Source organism: Lachnospiraceae bacterium JLR.KK002 (assembly GCA_036941025.1).
GTDB lineage: Bacteria > Bacillota > Clostridia > Lachnospirales > Lachnospiraceae > Petralouisia.
In genome coordinates, this window is sequence record JAYMNP010000001.1 from 1,390,995 (window position 1) to 1,409,334 (window position 18,340).

The window sequence follows — 18,340 nt, forward strand, 5'->3', positions numbered from 1 at the left end:
CCCACTCCGAAGGAGTATGGATTACGGAATGCCCGAAAGGGTATACATAAGATTGGAGCAACACTATGAATCAAACAAACAAAACAATTTTTTCTGTCCCCAATTCTTCCGAACTGGAACAATTAACAGAATTACACAAAGCAATGGGCGATTACACCCGAATGAAAATACTTTGGCATCTGATGAAGCAGGAATATTGTGTGAGCGAGCTTGCAAAGAAAATCGAAGTCACCGAATCTGCCATATCCCACCAGCTACACGAACTTCGCATTGCAAGGTTAGTCCGTTCCCGCAAGGACGGTAAAAAGGTCTTTTACAGTATTCAGGACGAACACATTCAATGGATTCTGGAAGAAACCTATGCGCATATTTCTGAAAGACATCCATAAAGCACAACGGACAGTACGCTGTGCGCACTGCCTGTCATGTTTAAATATTTGCAATCGCTCCTATTACAGATTTTCGTAGGATACCAACTGGCTTATCGGAATACGCATATCTTTATGGCGTTCCGGATCAGCGACTTCTTCATCCGAATAACCAACCGCAAGGATATTGACGGGTTCCAGATTTTCAGGAAGTCCAAATTCCTTTCTGATAACATCCGGCTTGAAATAGCAAATCCATACAGAGCCAAGCCCCAATTCCGTTGCCTGCAGCATCATGTGGTCTGTCAGAATAGAGGTGTCAATATCACCTGTCTGCTTCTTATCAAACGGGCGCACCCAAGCCTTTTCATGGTCAGCGCAGACGATGATTGCCAGCGGCGCACCATAGAGGTTTGCCCCCTGTCCTATCTTTTCAAGTCCTTCTTTGCTCTGCACCACAATCAGATGCACAGGCTGGAGGTTTGCGGCGGTTGGAGCTACATGGGCAGCTTCCAGAATCTTATCCAGTTTTTCCTTTTCCACCGCCTGATCTGTGTAGCTGCGTACAGAGAAACGCTGTTTTGCAATGTTTAAAAAATCCATAGTATCAAGTCCTTTCTTATGTTATATTTAGTATGCCAAACCAACTGACAACTCTATTGTAACGCTGAAATATAATTCCGCAAGATTGCACTTTTTTGATAGATACTTTCAAAAAAGATAGCACCCTTGCAGTTAGGAGAACCAAAATGAAAGCAGAACAAAAACAATTTAACTGTCCCGTAGAAGCTACCCTGTCCCTGATTGGAGGGAAATATAAACCGCTGGTATTGTGGCATTTAAAATCACAGCCATTACACTACATGGAACTGCAACGCCTTATCCCAAATGCAACCCCCAAAATGCTCTCCGGTCAGCTCCATGATTTAGAAGATTGCGGCATGATAAACAGAGAAGTGATTCCTGAAAAACCGCCTAAAACAATCTACTCTCTTACTGCCTTTGGGAAAAGCATCATACCTGTACTGAACGCCATGTGTGATTGGGGAACAGCATATTTGGACGGATTGGATATACAGCCCGTATGCTGTCCTTCCCAAAGCAAAAAATAATTATTTTATTGACTATCCTTATGACAAAAAAGAACCTGCACAGCAAACTTGAAACAGCTATGCGGGTTCTCTTATTATCCTAAATCTGTGATTGCCTGACATAATTACAAAGTCTGGTGAAATCTACCTGCGGATTTTTCTGTAAAATCTGCTCCATACATTCCTGTGCTTTTCGATATAATTCCGGATTTTTCAAATCGTCCAGCAAAAAGAAAATATTGAGCCGCCTGCCTACAATAAATAAAAGTTTTTCATCTTCCGGCAAGCCTAAAAAATTATCTATGGCAGACAGCATTTCCATTTTATCCGTTTGCAGCTTTCCCCTGACCTCCAACAACAAATTGACGATATGTTCATTCACATAATAGCTGTCCATTTCAAGCAGCTTCTCCAAGAATAATTTTTGCTCTATCATTATTTCTTCTTCGGACTGTAATGTGAAAGAACCTCCCTGAACAAACTCCCACATTTTAGACTCCGGTTTTATTCCCGTTGCATGGACACGAATAAAATCCGGCTGAATCACATTAAGTGCTTCCGCTGTCTGGATTGCATTTTCTTTTGAAAGCTCTTTTCCACCAATCCCAAGCAATATAAACTCTGATAAAATCATGCCAGCGTCTTTTGCCATACACCCGCTTTCCACAACGGTATCTGCATGGAAGCCTTTGTTGATAAGCTGTAATATCTTATCCGATCCGGTTTCCATACCGCAGTACAGATGATTTAGTCCCGCTTGCCGAAGTTCCTGTAATTCTGCCGGACTTTTTCGTGTGATACTGTCAGCACGAGCATAGGAAGTTATATACTCCAAATCAGGAAAATACTTATTTAGCGCATCCAAAATACGGAGCAGATAATCCGTTTTTAATACCAGCGCATCCCCGTCCTGCAAAAAACATGATTTGAATTTTCTTCCCTGATATAATGCCGCCTGTTCCTTAATATCCTGTATGGTATCTTCAATCGGACGCATGGAAAAATTCATAGATTTGTATAGTCCACAAAAATAGCACTTATTCCAATGGCATCCTCTGGTCACTCGGACAAGCAGGCTTTCACTCTCTGACGGCGGACGAATTGAGCCAATTTCTATATTTTTCATCATCCCATATCCTTTCCTTCTTATTTCAGACTTAAAAATAACATTCTGCCGCTGTCAATACAAGAACGCACTTTTTAGGTATATACTTACCAAAAAGGTAGCTATAATTCATAAACTATCTTCCAACCAACAAACAGCAGTCTGCAATATTTACATTACAAACCACTGTTTAGATTTTTATTGAACCGATAGCCTACGCCCCAAACCGTCTGTATGTAAATCGGTTTGCTTGGATTATCCTCTATCTTTTCTCTTATATTATGGATATGACTCATAACGATATTGTAATCACCAGCATATGCTTCATTCCAAACAATATCATATATCTGCTCTTTTCTAAACACCCTGCCAGGATTGCCAGCTAATAGATATAAAATTTCAAATTCAATATAGGTAAGTTCAATTTCAATGTTATTAACACAAACATTTCTTTGCATATAATCTATCCATAATTTTCCAGCTTGAATTAGTTTTATATTCTGAAAAGCACTGCATTGTTCAAAATTTTTACTGCCATTTATGATTTGCAATATCCGCTTATAAATATCTTCCTCATCATCTGTAAAAGATAAAATCATTACTTTGCCCATCACAAACACCAGCTTTCCTTAATTTCATTCACTCAATAATTGCAATATATTATTTCCCAATACCATATTGGCAACCTCCTGTGAAGGACTAACAAATTCTATTAGTTGCCTGTACAAATAAGGCTCTCCATACGGTGCGTCTGAACTGTAAAGACATCTTTCAGGCAACTCAGAAATAACCATTCTAGTTGCAATTGAAGCAAATGCTGCGGAAAGATCTAAGTACACGTATTTATGGCTTTTTGCAAAATCTATCACATCGATCCAATTCGATCCACCCATATGTCCAAAAATCACTGGCACTGAGGGATATTTTTCACAAAGTTCCATTAAAATGTGTATGCCTGATATAGTGACAGGATTAAATGTATGAACCCATATTGGTAAATTACTAAAATTATTTACTGCTTGAAAAATTACTTCAAGCTGCCTAATCTGTTCATCAGAACCGGGAGTAAATTCTCCAATACCTTTAAATTCATTAGACAATATATTCTCTTCTATCCATGAAGAAGTTTCTGGTTCGCTCATACCCAAAGGCACTGCACCAAAACCGAAAAATCTTTCAGGATATTTTTTCATCTGCATAGCCAGCTCATTATTATTTTTTATCATTCTTTCTCTATTTGCTTCTTTATTATTTGCACCAGCCAATACTTTATATAGTATGTTCATTTCTCCTCGCAACTCTGCCAGATTTTTTGCTCGCTCCGGGTGCGGTACAGTCGAAAATAATATAGCTTTATCCACTCCCGCCTGATTCAGTTTTTCAATTTGCATTTCTATGGGCAGCATTAAATGCTCATGACTATCAATAATCATCTTATCTTCCTCCTAATTTTATTTTATAGTTTTGGAATTATGGAACTATTAGTTCAAAAAATTTCTTGACACATATCTTTCAAAGAGTGTCAAGAAATCCCGGTAGATACTTATCAAACATATCCAGCCTTAACGATACATATTTGTTCAATGATTCTTTTCTTGTTGCGGTCAGACCTGCTTCCCTTAACGTCTTAAAATGATACGATGCTGTTGACTTGGGAATATCAATATATTCTCCAATCTCACCGCAGTTCATTTCTTCACCCCTGTTTCTAAGAATCCTTATAATATCCAAACGTGTTTTATCTGCCAAGGCTTTAAAAATTTGTACTCGTATCTCGTCCTCTGAATATATCTGTTCCAAATTCATATTGCTATTTTACATCATCCACATTAAAAATTCAAGTAAAAGTTTTAAATATTTGGAACTATGAAACAATTTTATTTTGTGATACTGGTTAAGTACCGACACACCCTCTGGGAGTGTCGAAAGACAAGAATAGCAAGCACTGCCCATGTCCGGACACATGGGCGAAATTCATCATTCCGTCCTACCGTCCGTTTGATGAAATTTCCATAGGGAAGTGTCCCTAACCCTCTTTGATTTTCTTTCCGTTTTTTCTCTGCCAGTCCTTGACCTTTATCCGCAGATTTGCTACAATAGCACATGGATAATTCTATCCAAAACAACTGAACAGATACGAAACCAGACTGTTGTAAACCGAACAATTTACAGCAGTTTTTAGTACCATATAAGTGTAAGAGATAAGGCATATCAATAGTGCTTTACCTTCTGCACTTATTTTTTTATGATAAGGGAGTAATTGGTCTGGCGAAGCGATTTTTGGATTAACCACATCCGTCATAAAAACCGTCAACCATCCCTTATTATAAGCAGTCGTTTAAGCAGGTTGAAACCCGTAAGGTGCTTTCGTGTAACGAACTAAAATGAGTGGTAATAAGTGTGGATGGGACAATTACAGATTTATTTTGGAGGTTACAGATGATAAGTGTAGGAATTGATGTGTCAAAAGAAAAAAGTACCGTATGTATCTTAAAGCCTTATGGTGAGGTTGTGAGCAGGCCTTTTGAAGTCTGTCATGTGGAGAAAGAACTGTCCGAACTGACTTCCATGCTGCTGCGTCTGAATGATGACATCCGTGTGGTCATGGAAGCTACTGGGATCTACCATCTGCCTGTATTAAGCTATCTGAAAGAAAAAGGGCTGTTTGTGGCAGTGATTAATCCATTTGAGATGAAGGAATACCGCTGTCAGGGGTTAAGACGTGTGAAAACGGATAAGCAGGATGCCATTACAATCTCTAACTATGGGATTGACCATTGGTACAGGCTGAAGGACTATGAGGCAGAAGAAAGCGTCTATGCGGAGCTGAAGCTTTTGGGAAGGCAGTACCGTCACTATATGCGGATGCGTGTGGAGAGCGTGTTGGAACTGACTCATCTTCTGGACTATACGATGCCTGGGATCAAAACGCTGCTGAAAGGCTGGAATGAAACAAATGGGAAAGATAAGCTGGGGGATTTTGCGGAAGAATACTGGCATTATGACAATATCACGAAGAAACCGGAGGAACAGTTTATAGAGAGCTATCTGAAATGGGCAAAAGAGAAGGGATACCATCAGAGCCAGGATAAAGCCGTCAAGATCTATGCACTGGCAAAAGAAGGCATCCCCACAGTACCCTCCGATACCCCATCGACCAAAATGCTGGTACAGGAGGCAGTACGGGTGTTACGAGAAGTCGATAACACTCTGATGACCATTCTAACACAGATGCAGGCATTAGCCAAGAGTCTGCCGGAATATCCGGTTGTCAGGGCAATGGGAGGTGTTGGAAATGTCCTTGCGCCTAAATTGATTGCAGAGATTGGGGATGTGAGAAGATTCCATAGCGGAAAAGCCCTGATAGCCCACGCAGGAATCGACGCGCCGCCCTATCAGTCAGGGCAGTTTATGGGGACAGAGAGGAAAATATCCAAGAGAGGTTCTTCCAGCCTGCGAAAGATTGGATATGAAGTGATGAGATGTCTGAAAACCCATAAAGAGCCAGCAGACGCAGCAGTGTATAGATTTATTTTGAAGAAAGAAAAAGAAGGAAAGTCAAAACGTGCAGCAAAAATAGCGGGATTAAATAAATTCCTTAGGATTTATTATGCACGTGTGATGGAAGTATACCAGAAGTAAAAAGAACTAAAACAGCGGATACGGCAGACCGGATTTTCCACCGGTCTAATTGTCGTAGGAAAAATTCATACGAAAAATATATTTAAAAACCTGCTAAAAAGTCTTGACTTTTGTTAGCAGGTTTTTATGCCCAAATTTAGAAAGGACGATGCAGAAATGGCAAACAGGACACGAACCAACCGGAATGAATTTCACTTAGATGATAAAGAGCAGTATATCCTTGACGAAAAGTTTAAACTATCCGGCATGAAAAGCAAATCGGCTTTCATCCGGAAGCTAATTTTATACGGATACGTCTATGACGTGGATTACAGTTTTTTAAGAGAATACAATACGGAGCTTGGACGGATCAGCTCCAGCCTGAACCAAATTGCGAAAAGAATTAACAGCACAAACCACGTCTATCAGGAAGATATGGACGAAGTAAAGGAGTTGATGAAACAGGTATGGCATACACAAAAATCCATGCTATCACAGCAACCGTTGATAAAGCGGTAGCCTACATATGCAACCCGGATAAAACGGACGAAAGCATCTACATTTCTTCCTATGCCTGTGCGCCGGAAACCGCAGCGATTGACTTCAAATATACTTTAGACCACTGCCGGGAAAACAGCCCCAACAAAGCCTATCATCTGATACAGGCTTTCGCTCCCGGTGAGGTCAGTTTTGACGAAGCGCACCAGATAGGGAAAGAACTTGCCGACAAGGTTTTAGAGGGAAAATTTTCTTATGTTGTCACCACCCATATTGATAAAGGTCACGTCCATAACCACATCATTTTTTGTGCCGCCGACAACATGGAACATAATAAATATCATGACTGCAAGCAAAGCTATTACCGCATCCGGAAACTAAGTGACGAGCTGTGCAGCGAGCATAACCTTTCCGTCATAATTCCCGGTGGGGAGCGTGGCAAAAAATACAATGAATGGCAGTCAGACAAGAATGGTACAGCATGGAAAACGCAGATAAGAAAAGACATCAATGCTGCCATCAAAGCATCCTCCACCTATGAAGAATTTCTGCTCCTGATGCGGGCAAAAGGCTATGAAGTAAAAGGCGAAGCCTTTGGGGAAGATGCCCCCAAATTTATCTCTTTCCGTCCACTTGGCAAAGAGCGTTTTGTGCGTGGCAGTGTAAAGTCACTCGGCAGAGAATATACAAAGGAACGCATCAAAGAACGGATAGAATTGAAACGGGAACGGAAAGCGGTTATCCCGAAAAGAGATTATGCGGATAAGAGATTGATTGACACCTCTGATGAAAAATTCCAGAACAGTCCGGGACTGCAAAGGTGGGCGGTGGTTGAGAATTTAAAGATTGCAGCACAGGCATACAACGAGGTTGGCTCCATAAAAGAACTGGAACAGAAAATCGCCGCCACTTCCGCCACTGGAAAGGAAGCAAAACAGACTGTACGGAAACTGGAAAACCGTATGAAAGACCTTGCGGAAATCATCAAATATGCGGAACAATACAAAGCCAACAAGTCTTACAATATTGCCTATAAGAAATCGAAAAACCCTGACGCATATTTCCGCAAGCATGAGAGCCAGATCATTCTTTATGGCGGCGCAAGGCGTATGCTGGAACAGGCGGGCATCTCCTTAAAAGGTTTGAATATTGACAAGCTGAAAGCAGAATATCAGGAGCTGACCGCACAGAAGAAGGAACTGACCGCCACTTACAAAAACTGTGACAAAGAGCTGAAATCGCTGAACCGGAAACTGGAGAACCTGAACCAGTATTTAGGGCGCACAGAACAGCCAAAAAACGCACAAGAACAGCCAGACCGGGACAACAGCCCTGCCCGGTAATATCTTGCCCTAAAAAGGCTTTAAAAGCAAAAAAAAGCATCGTGGACAGTGTGCATAACTCCCCATTCCGCTATGGACAACACTATTCACAGCATATGGAAAAGCAAAAGCAGCTTTCCCACATCCTGCAAACAGTGTTGCCCACAGCTCCATAAGACGGGGAGTTATACACACTGCCCACAATGCCGAAGGCGGCGGAATCCTGCTCTTTTCTTCAACTCTAAAATTAGTAATCCATCTATCGGTATAATTCCATAAGAATTTCGTCCACTTCTTCTCTATTTCTAACCGCCTTCCACTTTGCAATTTCATCTCTAATTCGCTTTTTATGTTTCAAAAACTGTACTCCAGATATTTCAGATAACAATTCCTCACAAAATATAATTTTATCTGTCAAACTGGAAGTTCCAGTCCATGAATTAGACACTAAACTTAAACGACTGAATAATTCAAAATTTGAATTACATTCCAAAAAGCATAAAATGGCTTTTTTTCTTATCTCTTTCTTTATTTCTTGCAAAATTCCAAACAACTCTATTAGATTTTCACTATTAGAATTCTCCCTTATATAATGGATAATCCATTGTTCCTTTCTGCTGTCTAATTCTTTTTTTCCATCAAATGAAAGAAGCTTTCGAAAATAGCTTCTACTATGCCAATAAAATCTCCTATCACAAAGTAATTCATCAAAAAACAGATCAAATATATTTAAAAAACTTCTCAGCTTCCAGCAAGTTTCCATTCTATATTCTTCATCATTTACTGAATAGTTTTCTTGCGTTTCCTGAATATATCTGGCATACCACTTTACCCACTCTATATCTTGTAATATAAATCCACTAAGGAATATACCTCTATAATCTATGTAACTACACCCAAGTAAACATTTTAAATATATATGCCTTAGTTCTTCTGTCGCATCTTGATAAATATTCAATACCTCTTTAGGAGTATAATAGTTGGCATCAAACAAATTAGAAAAATATCTTCTGCATAAGCTTGTATTATTCTCCACTTCATTCAATAAAGCTTTTGTAATACTAACATATATATTTGGAGAATATTTTTTAAATTTATCCAGTAACCTCAGATTGATTTCAAACTTTTCTTTTTCACATACAACTTTCGATTCCGTTACAAGCTCCATCAACCGTCTATAATCATCTTGTGTTACTTCATTTTCAGCAATCATTTCATAATATGTAAACTGCCACTGTTTTTTCATTGGAAACGAGGCATTCCAGATACTATCCTTTACTTTCTTACAGTCAAAATATTTCAACAATGGAGCAACTAGAGCTTCTGACCGGAACTCAATGTTTTCTCCAAATTTAAAGAAAGCCAAAACAAACGCCCATAGCTTTTCTTTATTATGTGCTAGGAATGTGCAGAAAGTTGTTATCCCCTCACCCATATCCGCCTTTCTACTGCCTATTATTCCGATAATATTGCTAATATATTGCACCAAATTGTCCATCTGGTCAGCAGAGTATCTTTCGTAACATCTTCTTATATTCGATTCAAATATAGCTTTTCTTTCCTCATAACTCGAAGTATCTCTATAGAATTGATTGGATAATACTTTATATATATTCCACTCCTCTGTATTAAATACTTCACTATATTTTTCAGTTAATTCAACGGAGTGCATCTCTGACATTCTAAAAAATCTTGAACATATATATGCAAAGCGAAATGGCTCCATATATACCCTTATACGTTCCAAAACCAGACTTATATTCTTCCAGTCAAATTCCAATTCATCTGAAAATTCACTTTTATTTACATACAAATTAGGATAAGCACATAATAAGTAAACAATATCCTCCAAATTTTCTTTATCGTTTGCCAAAGAAATAATCTCCATCCATATCTTAGACCGATATTGCTTACAACCTTCTGTCAAAGCAACTCCAATTCGATATGAGGTAAACACATTATCCCTTTCTATTTCTACACAATCAAAATACAGTGATAAATAATGGCTGGACATCTTATAAAACAATTTTTTTATAACAGGATAATCCAAATTTTCTCTTATTTTATCAATTATAAGATTCTGAACATAGTAATCTTCATAATAAGAATACTTATTGATACTATAATATGATTTAAAAAGACTATAAACCAATTTCACAGCGTCCTGCCTTTTCATGCAATACCTTATCGCCAGTTCTACTGCCTCAACTAAACCATAGTTCTTTTTATATCCGTTCAACAACTGAAGTATACTATCCTTTATATCTACATTCCATTTCTTTTCCTCATCTTCTAATAAACGGATATCAATAGTGGCACTTTCAGCTTGCTCAATTTTTTCACTCACATACAATAAAGATTCTTCTGGTTTAAAAATATGGAATGCTTTTACAAATTCTTCAAATACTTTATCATCTGTTTTAAGCTCATCCCAAACCTTGCTTATTTCTTCAGTTAAGTACTCTTTCATTTTATCAGAATAAAAAACATTTAAAAGTATATCAACAGTTTTAATCGTACTTTTTTTATATTTCCAGAATCCAGCTCTTAAAACACCAGAGAAAGCAATCAGCCTTTTTTCAAAAAAAACATAATACAACATATAATTTGATAGGCACTGATCAGAAATACGTGCTACTCTTTCAGATTTAATTTCTACATATTCCATACTATGCAGAGAATGAATGTTAGTAGTAAATTCCTCTTTTGTCATTCCTATCATATCAAGAATATCTTGTATTCTGTCCAAATTTTCTAAATCTATGGTATTAAAGATAGTAGTAACTCCAACAGTCAGACAAAGTCTTATATTTGTTAAAATAGTAGTAGTTTCCAGAAAGGAACTGTAATAGCTTTTATACAACTCCTCCATATTAGCAATCGACCGTAAATCATTTTTTTCCTTCGCCAATTTCCCTGCCATATGTGCAATGCGTGGATTTCCACTTGCAATACGCACAATTTGTTCTATATAATCACTATTTTCTATTCTCAGATTCGTTTTTACAAAATCCCGTATTTCCTGATCTGTAAATTTTGAAACAGCAAAGCATTTTATATCTGCTAACTTCTCTGTTTCATTTATGACAGATTTACTTGCATAGTCCCTAACTGTAGCAATAATACGAATATCATATCTTTTATCATCTCTTATAACATATTCAACCAAATGTGATAATCCTACCAATTCATTTGCATCATCTACAAATATAAGATATTTTCCCGCTGTATAAATGTGGCGTGACAAATCATCCATTATAGGTTGATCATTACATTTAATGCAGAGAATTTTACATTTATTCTTTTCTTGATACTCTTTCACAATTTCTAAGGCTAAGCGTGTTTTTCCAACACCAGCTTTCCCTAAAATAACTATTATTTTTTTCTCTTCCAGAGCTTCAAGAATTTCCTTTTTCTCCTTCTCACGATACAAAAAGGTAGTTGTCAAGGGAGCAGTTCTTCCATTTGAACTATCATATCGTTTAATAAATTCTTCCCTTGGAAATATTTGATTGCTATCTATTGATAGATTTAACTTATCCTTTGCAATATATTGATAATTTCTATAAATCTTATCTGCAATCCTATCTATTCCATACAATTCCAATTCTACGCCATAAGAACCGCACAATTCTCTTAATGCTTGATCATCACCAGCTTTTAACGTCGATGAAGTATGACAACAGATTATTTTCTCAATATCTTTTACATCTACACCTGTCTTCTCTTGATCTAAACATTTTTCAACATCTTCTTTGATTTTCTTATTTATGTTTGTTTGCTCTGTGGTATATGCCACAAAAATATACTTTCCCGATTTGCTTCGGAAATAAGTATCTGGATTTCCTATTGTAGTCTTTAAGCTTCCTGCTTTCATTCCCAAAGAAAAAATACCTTCATATCCCTCTGCACACAAAAGAGTATCACATAAATCCTGAAATCCTCCACCCTCTAAGGTGGACAATATATGGCTTTTAATTGTAGATGTCATTATCCTACCTCACATTATATATAATTTGAAAAAACAAATTTCAACTTATTGAATTGTTCAACGCTATTTATTCTATCATAAGACCCCACACAATTCTATTAAATATTGTTCAACCTGCTTTTTTCTTACTCCTTCAATTATTTTGCATTGCCGCTTCCAATCACACTCTTTCTTTACACATCAACAAAATTATTGCCAATAGCACTGTTTTCATGTAATATAGTCTACAAATCCACAAAAAAATAGGAGTGCCGAAGCACCCCCCATTTCCTAAACCCTCTTGCAAAATTCGCAGTGTTGGTTTATAATCATCTTAGAAGCCGAAGGATATTAGCGTGTCCGACGGTTGTACAATCGGAAACTTATAATACGTTAGAAAAACAACGGACTACAAGGCTATCCCCTATTCGCAGTAGAGGATAGCCTTTTCCGTTACTTGCGGTTGTTTCTGTTGTCTAAGTATGTTAATGCTGCAAAAATGACCAACAGCAGTGTAAGTATCTCAAGTGTGTTCATACCGACCTCCTTTCCGTTTCCAGAAAGGACAACCGCAGACTATCCCTACTCGTTCTAATCTGACTAAGAGGATTATAGCACGTTATGTCGAATAATGCTATAAAAGATTTGCGTTAATCACTCCGCTGCTTCCAGTGCTACCCCTGCAAACTCCTCATCGCTCATGGCTTCCAGTTTTCCAACGACCTGCTCTGCAAGCTCCACCATATCTCTGTCCTGTATGTGGGGGATTGCGTTCTTTATATCGGCAGTCATGCCCTTTCTGTCCTGCCCCTCAAACACGCACATCAAATTGATTTCTTCCACTGTAAATTTATCCATCTCTTATATCTCCCTCTCTGATTTTTTTTCCGTTCCCTTTTCTGGGATTTCTTTTTCTGCCTTATCCCTCTGCTCAATAACCGCTTTTTTCTCCGCCAGCTTTTCCTTTATGGAAATTCTGCCTGTCTGCTTTTCCTCTTTCGGTTTCTCATTGTTCAAGACGTTATCAATCATGTTATAGTTACATTCTTCCAGTTCCTCAATCTTTGCAAGCGGCTTATATTCCGCCAGCTTGTCTAACAGCTCCTTTGCTTTCCTTGCGGTCTGTACGCCCTCGCTGTCATCAAGCTCCGTCCCTTTCCCGAAAATATCCGTCACGCCCTCTCTGATACTGTCTGAAATGAGCACATTGAGGAAATCACTCAGATACCCGGTATTCCCGTTCCTGATATCCTCTGTGATGTTCGCTATCTGCGCTTTCCTGTCCTCCACTGTATGATTATACTGAATGGTATCATAATCGTAGAAAAGCTGGTCTATCTCCGCAGCAAGGAAAGCCGCCTGCCACTTTTCCAAAGACCCCCGCACTTCGATGTCCGACAGCTTGTCGATCAGCTCCGCAATGACCTCCACCGCCTTCGGGTTGTCCGTAATCTCCGGCACATAATCCAGAATCTCCAAATCCGCAACTCTGCCCGAAACAATATCCATCTGCGTGTCCTCATAGCTTTCTGTCCCTTCTGTATGGATATTGATGCCGATGCTTCGGATACCGTTCATCCTCTCCGGCGGTATCCGGTTGAAAATGGCGATTGCTTCCTCCACACCCGCTATATCCTCATGGTACTCTCCGAAATTGTGGAACTCCCCACACTCTGCCACTGTAAGGGTTACAACCGTCCGTTTTTCCTCCTGTGCCTGTTCTGCGGCTTTCTCCTGCATGGCGGCACGTTTTTCCTCAAGGTAGGCTTCCACGCCCGGAAGATACTCCCCAAGCGTCCCTGTCTTGCCCTCTGTAATGGGATTGATGTCTACCTTAACGCCGCCGATTTTAAAACCGTCCTCGTTAAAGGCGTTGAACAAGGCATCTTCGTTTTCCCCACCCCGATACTCCACTACCACATCAAGGTCAGAACCAGCTCCCTCTAAACCTCTGCACCTGCTCCCGGATATCGCCATATCCACAAGTTTTATATCCATTCCATACTCGTCAATCTTGGACTGTAAATAGGCGTAAACATTCAGTTCTATATCTTCCTGTGTCTGCCCGTTGATGCCATGAAATAATTCCTCAGTTTTGGCTTTAAAATCCGCTATGACCTTGCTTTCCATAGCTTCCGGCACTTCGTTTCTGATCCGTTCCTCAAGATGCTCTTTTGCCGCCTGCTCCGCTTTTTCCATCAATCCATCATAATCAATCGGTATCAGTTCATCATCGGTACGGATACTTCCCTCCAGTTCACTCCTATGTGTCGGCTCTTTCAAGTCCGCCACAATCTCGTCCAAAGCCTGCCGGATTGTTATGTCCGGGTTGTCATACACGCCACCGTCCAGTTCCCGGTAATCCATATCATAGATTGTATAATCATACCCTTCGCTGGCTTCCTGAATACTGATATAACGGTCTGCAAGCCGGAAGGCAAGCTCTGTTTCTGTCCTGTCCACTTCCCTGACGCTGGTATCTATATACGGGTTTTCCCACTCCATGAACGGTACATCTTCCACTATCCGCTTCTGGTTAGCTGTCGGCATGAGATGTTCCATTTTCCCCTGTCCGTAAAGGGTATCAAACCTGTCCATGTAGAGGGAAATATCATCAAGACCGCTGCCCTTTAACTGATGCTCAAACCGCTGTTTTACAAAATCCTTTATTTCCTCCTGTGACATTTCCCGGTGTACCCTTACCTTGTCAAAACCGACCTCATGATATAAAGTCTGCAAATCGTCCATGAAGCGGCTGCTTTCCTCTGCCGCTTTGCTGTGCGTAAAATCCAGTGACAGACAGTTTTCATGGTTCCTGACGTGGATCAGGTCAAACTCGCTACCATTGACATTGAAGCCGAAAGTTGCCCTTGCCATATCCGGTTTGTCCTCCACATCTTCTCCCTGGTACTCCGCAAATTTTGCCACCGCTTCCGGAAGGCTGTCAAAACGCTCCAACTTACTTTTTTCCGGGCTGTTCTCCGCCCATGTGGATAAATCCTCAATAACATAATAGGAAACCTTGTCATCGTCCGGCTCCGCCGCTGTATTTTCTGCCGCTGCTCCCTCCAAAATTTCTGTGCTGATTTCCGCCGATACCGAAAGCTCCTTTGTAAACTCCGGTATCTCCCTGTAACCAACGGAATCCACATAATGGCTTGTGTTTTCCCCGTCCTGATGCAGCAGCACCACATCGCTTACGGAAAGGGAATGCCCGGTAAAATCTGCCGGGTGGTCTATGTTGAACTTGGTATAAATATCCTCAAGGCTCATGCCCTCCGTAAGCTCCCCGGTATAGACAAGGGTGTAATTCTCTCTGGAAACCGGAATACCTTCTTTTTCAAGGTAATCCATATCCATAAAGCGAATATCCCTTGTTTCCGCTGAATCTTTAAGCTGGTAGATGCCATACCTTCCCTCATTGCCATATAAAAGCTGTGCTTCCCGGTTAGGCTCGCTGTCCTCCAATTCCTGCTTCATGGACTGGTATTCCTTATAAGCGTTCCAGTCCCCTTTTTCCACGCCGAACAGCCCGTCATGCTCCTGCAATGCCGCCCTGTCCTCCACAAGCGTTTCTGAACCGTCTGCGTGGAGCTGGTACACCGACACATCCTCCCTGAACAACTCCGTTGCCCTGTCCTTTGTCAGAGGGAGCATTTCATCCCAAGAATACCCGTATTCGTGCATCTGCGACAATCCCACCATACCGTCCGGGAGAGCGTCAATTTCTTCCTCTGCTACCCTGATTGTTTCCCAAAGCAGAGGTAGATCGTCTTTCTGCTCCGCAAGGGAATGTGCAAGGGAAGTGGTCTTATACATATCATCCAACTTATACGCATGGTTCATAATCAGATTGCGCTCATCGCTGTCATATACCGACCTGTGAAATTCCATGCGGTTAATGAGCTGCTCCGCCTGTACCGTTGCCGGAAGCTCCGAAGCAGTATGCACTTCCCATTCGCTCATATCCACATCAAAATCATAGAACTGCGGATAACCGTCATTCAAGCCGCCGCTTCTCATAATCGGCACAAACTCAAAACCTTTCTCCTGCAGATAATCCAGAACATTTCCATTCCACTCATTTTCTTCCAAAAATGGTATGGCATATAAAACATTTGCCACTTCTGACTGCATATCTACAATTTTTATGGTTTCATATTCCCCGCTGTCCGGTGTGGAGATTCTCACAATCACATCGCCATATTCAATCGGAACATTCGCCCTTTCCCGTTCTTCCTGCAACGCCTTAAAATCCGTTATCTCATGGGTATCCGTATCATAGGCATAGTCTAAATGGTATTCTTCTACTTCCTCGCTCCGTTCATTGGCAAGCAGCGTTACCCATGCCCCGGCTCTTTCAAGGTAGGCTTCCACATTCTGCCTGTCATCATCTTTCATGGAAAGAAGCGTATTAAGTAAATCCGCCCTCTCCATACCTTTAACATTCAAAAGGTCATATTCGGAACGGTCTGTATTCGCAACTAAAAGCAAAATGTCCTCCTGTGACTGTTCTGCGGCACGTTCCTTTTCAATCTCCAGAAGCTGCGCTTCAATCCCTTTTATCAATTCTGAGGAAGTCCGGCGTATGGTGTCGAGGGAAGATTTCAGCTCCGGCATCTCTTTTCCGCTGCTCCACCCGGCGATATACCCGAAAGAATAATCGGACGTGTCAATCCCGAAATGCTGGCATACGGTGTAGGCAACGCTCTCGGCTTCCACCTCTTTCGTTTCCCGGTCTTTATAAACTGCTTTCTCTGCATCCTGCTCCGCTTCCCTTGCATGGAGCTTTGCGTGTGCCACTTCATGGACTCCGGTCTTTGCGGTCTGCGCTTCACTCATGCCCTCTTTAATGGCGATAGGGCGGCTTAAATCAATAAAATATCCTTTTCTGTCACCCTCCATTTCCTCATATCGGATTGGGACAGGGGAAACCCTCTCCAATGCTTCCATAAAATCCTGATAACGCTCCACATCCCCATGCAGTTCATTCACGCCAAGTCCGGGAAGCTCTTTCCCGTCCGTCTGGGAATAATCGAACACTGTCACGACACGAAAGGCGGGTATCTTTATCTCCACTTCCTCCATGACGGGCATCCCGTCCCGGTCAAGCACAGGCTCATTCGTTACCGGATCAATCTTCTCCTGTTCCTCTTTGATTTTATAAGGCGCAGGCGCAAGGATACGGATACCCCTCTCGCCCTTGTTTACATGGCGTTCAAAATTCCTCTGCCATGCCTTGTACCCGGCAACGTATGTCGCATCCGGGCATTGCATCTCTATAAGTTGGATATTGTTTGCGCTGTAATTGTGGAATTTTGACATAGTGTTCAGGTAACTTTTATATTTCTCCCCTTCAAACAGCTCCTTCAAGCCTTCCTCCAGCCTGTCCGTTATCTCTTTTACTTTCTGTTTTTCAGTTCTTGCATCTGCCATATGGTTATCTCTCCTTTTCCTCCATAAAAACAGAGGGCAGATAAGTTTCCCTGTCTGCCCCCGCTTTGGATATTTTTATTTGCTGATATTTTTATAAACATTCCTCTTTGCTTTTTGCCTTATCCGGCTCCGGCGCTTTTTTCTGCTGTCCCGCCTTTTCCTTCATCTGCGACAGCTTATCCTTTACGGACACCCGCCCTCCTTTCTCCGCTTCCTTCCCGGCATCCAGACGGGCAGAGAGCCGATCCAGCTTTTCAAATGTTTTATCCGCCCCGTCAATCTTCTTCCGCAGGTTCTCCACCGCCTTTTTTACAGGCGTGTTGACTGCCCTTGTCAGACCGACACCCGGCTTTTCGTCCGATACCTCTTTCGTGCCTTTCCCGGCTAACAGCCTGCCCACGTTGGAAACGCTGTTCCCGATCTGCTTCAGTTCGTCCCCGATGCTGTCAATCTGGTTTGCTGTCTTTTCACAGTCCGTCATCACGTCAACCAGACGCTCCCGGTAGCCGGAAAGCATGGATTTCATGCCGGAGATTCCTTTCTGGAGAACCTTGCACATCTCCGCCCTGCCTTTTTCCTTAAAAGCGTTGACCGCCTGCGCTGCTGTTTCCACCAGACGGTTTCTTACCGCTGTCAGACGTTCCGACAGGCTTGTGACTTTCTCCTGAAGGTGGGATATTTTCTCCATAAGGTTCTCCGTAACGGACTTCGGCTGTTTCTCCTGCATCTGTGAAAGCTGTTCCCGGACACCCTGTAACTCGTCCACCATTGCGGAAAGCTGTACCTGCATACCCGCCACATACCAGAAAATCCCCATAAAATCCTGTGACTGCTCTTTCATGTTCTGCTGGTTAAGCAGCTCCATGAACTGCTTTAATGCGTCATTTTCCTCCATGACCTGTTTTGTGTTCTGTTCTGCTGTTTCCATT

The 18,340-nt window shown here is 41.2% G+C and carries 14 protein-coding genes; 5 read left to right on the top strand and 9 right to left on the bottom strand.

Annotation, left to right across the window (positions count from 1 at the left end):
• Positions 1-65 precede the first annotated feature (65 nt).
• Positions 66-389: a metalloregulator ArsR/SmtB family transcription factor gene (locus VSQ32_06755; GenBank protein MEH2942565.1), complete on the top strand. Its 324-nt coding sequence runs from the start codon at positions 66-68 to the stop codon at positions 387-389.
• 63 nt (positions 390-452) lie between these two features.
• On the opposite strand, the gene VSQ32_06760 is transcribed toward VSQ32_06755, so the two are convergent.
• Positions 453-971: a nitroreductase family protein gene (locus tag VSQ32_06760; protein MEH2942566.1), complete on the bottom strand. Its 519-nt coding sequence runs from the start codon at positions 969-971 to the stop codon at positions 453-455.
• Positions 972-1,117: 146 nt separating this feature from the next.
• Between VSQ32_06760 and VSQ32_06765 the strand changes: the two genes are divergently transcribed.
• Complete coding sequence (locus tag VSQ32_06765) at positions 1,118-1,480, top strand: helix-turn-helix domain-containing protein (protein ID MEH2942567.1); 363 nt, start codon at positions 1,118-1,120, stop codon at positions 1,478-1,480.
• Between the two features lie 79 nt (positions 1,481-1,559).
• Here the strand turns inward: VSQ32_06765 and VSQ32_06770 are convergent, their stop codons facing one another.
• The 4 genes from VSQ32_06770 to VSQ32_06785 form a co-directional block, all read right to left on the bottom strand.
• Positions 1,560-2,588, bottom strand: coding sequence for a radical SAM protein (locus VSQ32_06770; GenBank protein ID MEH2942568.1), 1,029 nt, complete (start codon positions 2,586-2,588; stop codon positions 1,560-1,562).
• A 152-nt stretch (positions 2,589-2,740) separates the two neighbouring features.
• Positions 2,741-3,175, bottom strand: a complete 435-nt coding sequence (locus VSQ32_06775) for a winged helix-turn-helix domain-containing protein (GenBank protein MEH2942569.1) — start codon at positions 3,173-3,175, stop codon at positions 2,741-2,743.
• A gap of 24 nt (positions 3,176-3,199) precedes the next feature.
• Positions 3,200-3,997: an amidohydrolase family protein gene (locus VSQ32_06780; protein MEH2942570.1), complete on the bottom strand. Its 798-nt coding sequence runs from the start codon at positions 3,995-3,997 to the stop codon at positions 3,200-3,202.
• Between the two features lie 79 nt (positions 3,998-4,076).
• Positions 4,077-4,364, bottom strand: a complete 288-nt coding sequence (locus tag VSQ32_06785; GenBank protein MEH2942571.1) for a metalloregulator ArsR/SmtB family transcription factor — start codon at positions 4,362-4,364, stop codon at positions 4,077-4,079.
• Positions 4,365-5,003: 639 nt separating this feature from the next.
• Here VSQ32_06785 and VSQ32_06790 point away from each other — a divergent pair.
• From VSQ32_06790 to VSQ32_06800, 3 genes are all read left to right on the top strand, one after another.
• Positions 5,004-6,206 (top strand): IS110 family transposase, encoded by a 1,203-nt coding sequence (locus VSQ32_06790; GenBank protein MEH2942572.1) that lies wholly within the window; start codon positions 5,004-5,006, stop codon positions 6,204-6,206.
• A 156-nt stretch (positions 6,207-6,362) separates the two neighbouring features.
• Positions 6,363-6,704, top strand: coding sequence for a plasmid mobilization relaxosome protein MobC (mobC, locus tag VSQ32_06795; GenBank protein ID MEH2942573.1), 342 nt, complete (start codon positions 6,363-6,365; stop codon positions 6,702-6,704).
• A complete protein-coding gene (locus tag VSQ32_06800) occupies positions 6,653-8,026 on the top strand; it encodes a relaxase/mobilization nuclease domain-containing protein (protein ID MEH2942574.1) in 1,374 nt (457 codons plus the stop codon). Before mobC ends, VSQ32_06800 begins: the two co-directional genes overlap by 52 nt.
• A 238-nt stretch (positions 8,027-8,264) precedes the next feature.
• Here VSQ32_06800 and VSQ32_06805 read toward each other — a convergent pair whose 3' ends face one another.
• The 4 genes from VSQ32_06805 to VSQ32_06820 all read right to left on the bottom strand — a co-directional run bounded on the left by VSQ32_06805 (position 8,265) and on the right by VSQ32_06820 (position 18,339).
• Positions 8,265-11,996: a hypothetical protein gene (locus VSQ32_06805; protein MEH2942575.1), complete on the bottom strand. Its 3,732-nt coding sequence runs from the start codon at positions 11,994-11,996 to the stop codon at positions 8,265-8,267.
• Between the two features lie 633 nt (positions 11,997-12,629).
• Positions 12,630-12,833 carry a transposon-transfer assisting family protein gene (locus VSQ32_06810; protein MEH2942576.1) on the bottom strand — a complete coding sequence of 68 codons (204 nt, stop codon included), beginning with the start codon at positions 12,831-12,833 and terminating at the stop codon, positions 12,630-12,632.
• A 3-nt stretch (positions 12,834-12,836) separates the two neighbouring features.
• Positions 12,837-17,411, bottom strand: a complete 4,575-nt coding sequence (locus VSQ32_06815) for a YodL domain-containing protein (protein MEH2942577.1) — start codon at positions 17,409-17,411, stop codon at positions 12,837-12,839.
• Positions 17,412-17,502: 91 nt separating this feature from the next.
• Positions 17,503-18,339 carry a DUF6674 family protein gene (locus VSQ32_06820; protein MEH2942578.1) on the bottom strand — a complete coding sequence of 279 codons (837 nt, stop codon included), beginning with the start codon at positions 18,337-18,339 and terminating at the stop codon, positions 17,503-17,505.
• Position 18,340: the final 1 nt, after the last annotated feature.